4 protein-coding genes are annotated in these 5,095 nt (G+C 36.4%); 3 read left to right on the forward strand and 1 reads right to left on the reverse strand.

Going from position 1 to position 5,095, the window contains the following annotated elements; genetic code table 11:
• Positions 1–20 precede the first annotated feature (20 nt).
• The 3 genes from EA412_00605 (at position 21) to EA412_00615 (ending at position 2,586) form a co-directional block, all read left to right on the forward strand.
• Positions 21–620, forward strand: coding sequence for a YceI family protein (locus tag EA412_00605; protein TVR83947.1), 600 nt, complete (start codon positions 21–23; stop codon positions 618–620).
• Between the two features lie 12 nt (positions 621–632).
• The gene (locus tag EA412_00610) at positions 633–1,895 is read left to right on the forward strand and encodes a hypothetical protein (GenBank protein TVR83950.1); all 1,263 of its coding nucleotides are present in this window, start codon (positions 633–635) and stop codon (positions 1,893–1,895) included.
• Between the two features lie 76 nt (positions 1,896–1,971).
• Entirely contained in the window at positions 1,972–2,586 is a 615-nt protein-coding gene (locus EA412_00615; protein TVR83948.1) for a YceI family protein, read from the forward strand.
• Positions 2,587–2,679: 93 nt separating this feature from the next.
• Here the strand turns inward: EA412_00615 and EA412_00620 are convergent, their stop codons facing one another.
• A complete protein-coding gene (locus EA412_00620) occupies positions 2,680–4,125 on the reverse strand; it encodes a DUF3089 domain-containing protein (GenBank protein ID TVR83949.1) in 1,446 nt (481 codons plus the stop codon).
• Between the last annotated feature and the right edge of the window lie 970 nt (positions 4,126–5,095).

Genomic DNA, 5,095 nt, shown 5'->3' on the forward strand with positions numbered 1-5,095 from the left:
TAAATAAAAAATAAATAAAAATGTATTTAATAAAAAAAATAAAACTGAAAAATTTTAAAATAAAAACATTATTTACGCTCTTGTTAATTACATGTTCAACTTTAGCAATTGAAGCAAATCAAACTTTTGTACTCGGTTCAGATAATGAATTTAAGGTAGAAGGTACATCTACTCTTCATGATTGGGATATGGTATCAAAAGAAGCTGAAGGCAAAGCCGAAATTAAATTAGAAAATAGACGAATTGAAGACTTGCCTTCACTGGAAATTACTATACCATCCGAAACCCTCAAAAGTGGAAGAAGAGGTATGGACAACAATGCTTATAAAGCGTTAAAAACAGATCAGTATAGTAACATTCGATTTGTTTTACAGAGTGTTGAGGAAATTACGGGGCAGACAGTAAAGGCAAAAGGGCGATTAACCGTAGCGGGGAATAGTAGAGATGTAACTATTGAAGCGCACTATCGTGCTACAAGTAATAATATCCGGTTTATTGGAAAACTGGAAATAAAGTTTTCTGATTTTGACATTGAACCACCCACAGCAATGTTGGGGAGTGTTAAAACAGGTGACGAACTGGAGATATCTTTCAATGCAATGTTTAATTTATCAAACTAAAAAATGTTAACTATGTACACACTATGTTTAAGAACTTTTTTCTTTTTAGCAATTTTTTTAAATGCAGGGATATTAACTGCTTTTCAACCGGATTTACAGTTTTACCGGCCCAATAATAAGGATGGTCTGAATGTTTTTGAAACTTCAAAAACTGATACTGTTACTTACGACGGATTAAAAGTTCGTATAGGTGGTGATTTTGCCATTCAATTTCAGGGACTTAACCAATCAAATGAATTGGATAGTCTGGTTGAATTAGGCACAAATTTTAATTTACCTTCTGCAAACCTCAATGTTGATGTGCAGTTGTATGATGGTATGCGCATGCATTTGCGAACTTATTTATCATCTAAGCATCATCCGGAATCCTGGGTGAAAGGTGGTCACATTCAAATTGATAAATTTGAGTTTATAAATTCCGGCTTTTTAAGTAACATAATGAATGTAACTACTTTAAGATTTGGACTTGATCAGTTCAACTACGGAGATGCGCATTTCCGAAGAAGCGACAATGCAAGTGCTATTTTCAACCCTTTTGTCGGTAATTATATTATGGATGCTTTTTCTACAGAAGTCTTCGGAGAGGTATTGATTCAAAAAAATGGATTTTTGGGTGTATTAGGTCTTACAAACGGCAAACTTAATCAAAGTGTAGTGGTAAATGAGAAATCAGATAATCAACCTTCTTTTTACGGAAAATTAGGATATGATAATCAGCTGACAGATGATTTGAGAGTAAGACTCACAGGCTCGGCATATTTAAATTATGGGGAAACCACCGGAACATGGCTTTATGGAGGTGATCGTGCAGGTTCAAGGTATTATAATATAATGCAAACACTGGATGGTGACGGATCTTCTTTTGAAGGCAGGTTTAACCCCAGATTTAATCAGTTAACCGCTTTTCAGTTTAATCCATTTATAAAATTTAAAGGAATTGAGTTTTTCGGAATCTATGAAATGGCTATGAACAGTGAGGATTTAGGTTCTGGAGCATTTACTCAGCTTGCAGCAGAGTTGCTTTATCGTTTTGGAGGTACAGAGCAATTTTATGTAGGTGGGCGTTACAATTCTGTTTTTGGGAAAATGAATGAAAATGCTTCTACAAGAGAAATTAATCGCTTTAATGTTGGTGCAGGCTGGTTTATAACTCCAAATGTAAAAACAAAAATTGAGTATGTAGCCCAAACTTATGAAGGTGACGGCTGGGCCGGAAGCAAATTTGAGCAGGCTGAATTTAGTGGTTTTAACATAGAAGCAGTCATTAGTTTCTAAAGAAATAACGAAATCCTTTAGTTAGAAAGCAGTTTCGGATTTTCAGACTTTTTATTCAACAGAAAAATTTAAACAGATGAAAAAAATATTCATTTGTGTGCTTGTAGGGTGGTTTTTAATGGTGAGTATGTCACCCGAAAGCTCCTATTCAGAAAGGCATTGGCTGGTAACTTCTAACAGTTTGTTGAAAATCAGCGGAACAACCAATGTCAATACATTCAGCTGTTTATCTGTAAGCTATTCCGGTCAGGATATAATGACTGAACGATTTCACGTAGAATCTCAGGAAGGGAATATAAATGGGAAAATTATCATGCAAGCTAATGGCTTTGATTGCGAAAACTATATCATGAATCGTGATTTCAAGAAAACAATTTCTGCCGATGAATATCCTGATATTGAAGTCAGCTTCATTAGTCTTCCAAATAATTATGCCATCGAAAATGATCAAAATAGCATAAGTGGGAAAGGAGAAGTGGAAATCAAGCTGGCGGGTGTATCCAGAAAGTACAATCTCTCTTATATAATTCGGAAAGAAAGCGATGGAAGTAAAATTCTTTTAGGTAATCGCAGTTTTCGATTTTCAGATTTCGGATTGGAGACACCTCAAAAGTTCTTTGGAATGGTAAGTGTAAATGATGAAGTATCTGTAGATTTTTCACTAAAATTAGAACCTCTTGAAAACAAGTAAACAATTGAACCTGAGTGATAAATAAGATTTTCTAAAATCATAAAAAAGGTAAAGGGTGATTGTTTTGAAAAAATCTTCAGAGCACTCACCCACTTATCTTTGAATCAAAATTTTCTTTACACCAAATCCGGTATGTAAAAAATAAACAGATGGTGGAATCCCGGAAGTATTGATTTTTCCGGATGAGTCTGTTGCCGTTTCTAAAATCAGCCTACCGTTTAAATCATAAATTTTCACGGTTTCATCACGGATAGGGGAGTCCTCTATGGAAATTCTTAAATAATTGCTTGCAGGACCATTTTGAATTTGCAGAGAGTTTACATTATTTGCTTTCCAATCCTTTACACTGTTAGTCAATGTGCAAACAGCAAGCTTTGCATCAATTTGTTGTAAAAGTGCCCACTGATAAATGTTATAATCTCTGTTATGGTATCCCATAGCTGTAAAAGAAGGATTCGATTCTTCGTCCAGCAGAGGATTGGGGCGCTGATCGTTTGGCTGAGGGGTGTGCTCAACCATAAACCCAACCCTGGTCATTCCTGAGCGCTGAAATCTGATTTGATAAAAGTCATCAAAAGCCACAAACCCGGCATTTCCGCCATAGGGCGCATTTCCTCTAAGAGTTATATAATATTCCAGCGGTTGAGAGGCTGTTGAATAGTAAACAGAATCCTGAAACAATTGGTCATTACTCACATTCAGGTTCCTGTATAACAGATTCTGATTTGCCGCATTAGGATTTAAAGTTAAGTGGCCTGGACTAATGAAAGGGATCGTTTGCCCTTCCTTAAAGCTTCTCCAGGTCATAACACAACCGCATTGCTCAAATTCTTCACAACGCGGGATATTTTCCCACCAACCACCGTCAATTTTACCGGCTTCTGCATAGCTGCTAACAATTCCTGCAGTAACAGCTACCACCAGTTGTTCCCTCAAACTGCTGTTATCATCAAACAAATCTCTTAAAAGTATAGACACGAGAAATGCCCCTTGTGAATGACTTGCCAGAATAATTTTATTTCCGTTATTATGATGCTGTAAATAATGTTGAAAAGCAGCTTTAACATCCTCGTAGGCAGTATTTATAACCTCCACTTGCGTGCTGTCTAAAGGACTATTTATAAAAGTGGGAGGAGTTGCCTGTTGGTAGCGGGGAGCAAACACCCTTCCGAATTGAGAAAGCAATCCTGCCTGTCCAACAATTCCGGCGGCTATCATAGGTTGAGGCTGATCCTCTAAAGGAATATTTTTCCGTTCTGTAAAACCGGTCACATTATGTAAAATAGTTGGATGCACAAAAAAAACATCCACACCCGTATTAATCATGGAGTTATTCGTTCGCTGGATTAAAGTATCTGTATTGAGATTTTCATCTATTACGGCAATATCAATATTGAAGCCATCCAAAAGAGTCCCCGGTTTATCCGGATGAAAAGCCCAATTCCCTAAGTCGTCATAATCTAATTGAGCATGCGCAGCTGATGTAATAAAAAAGAATAAAAGTGCTGTTAAACTGAAGCTTTTGAATGTTTTTGCCATTATTTAGTGATTCGGCTGTTATTTAAAGGTAAAAAGAACTGCTCAAAATGTGAATTTAATTCAATACTAAAATAGTTAAAATTCTTTGAATGATATTGAATTCAGGATTTAGGTATATTGGAAGTCTTATAGTTTAGATTATTGAGGAATCATTACCACAGGAGAATAATCAAAAAGAAAAGGAGATTATTTGGGCGTGCCCCTCCGGGTCGGGCTCATATCCGCTCCAAGTCCTCACTCCTCCGTCGCTGTGGGCTTTCCGCTACTATCCCTCACGCTGGGGCTGCTGCCAGAGGGAAGTGTGGGACATGGATTTGGATGGAACAAGTTATAAAAAGCATTGGACTGAAACCTATTGCAGATTGCTTGTTTGATATTTGTCTGGTAGCGAGGACGCTACAGACAGGGGAAATATTTGGGTAATAATTACGACGGTTTTGGGTATTGTGTGGATGTCATGCATTGCCCAATGCATCAAATGTAGATACGTTGTAGTAGAGACGTTGCATGCAACGTCTCTACTGATTTGCATTTCTTCATTTCTACATTGCTGTATTCACAAAACCCTCTCAATTGTTCGTAGTGCCTCACGAACAAGACATAATTTTTTCAGGTGGTTGGTGGAATATCACCAACCACGGCGGGAAAATCAAATTCAACTTGTTTATAAACAGAACCTTTAAGCTCATATAACAACTAAAACAGGACAGAAAAGTTATTTGAAAAATTGTATTTAATGTTTGCACCCATAGAATAGCCTAACTTGTGGCTATGCAAATAATCGAGAAACAGATTCCCTCTCAACCATCTTATGCCCGGACTTGCTTCAATGCCTAATTCAACTTTATCAGTTATTCGATGGTTTTTTTAATTTCTTCATTTTCAAAATTTTGAGCAAACAAACTTGAACATGAAATAATATAAAAGAGGGTTAAAAATAACCTTAGCATAGTTTATATAATTTATACTA

This window comes from Chitinophagaceae bacterium, from assembly GCA_007695095.1.
In the GTDB taxonomy this organism is placed as follows: Bacteria; Bacteroidota; Bacteroidia; order Chitinophagales; family REEL01; genus REEL01.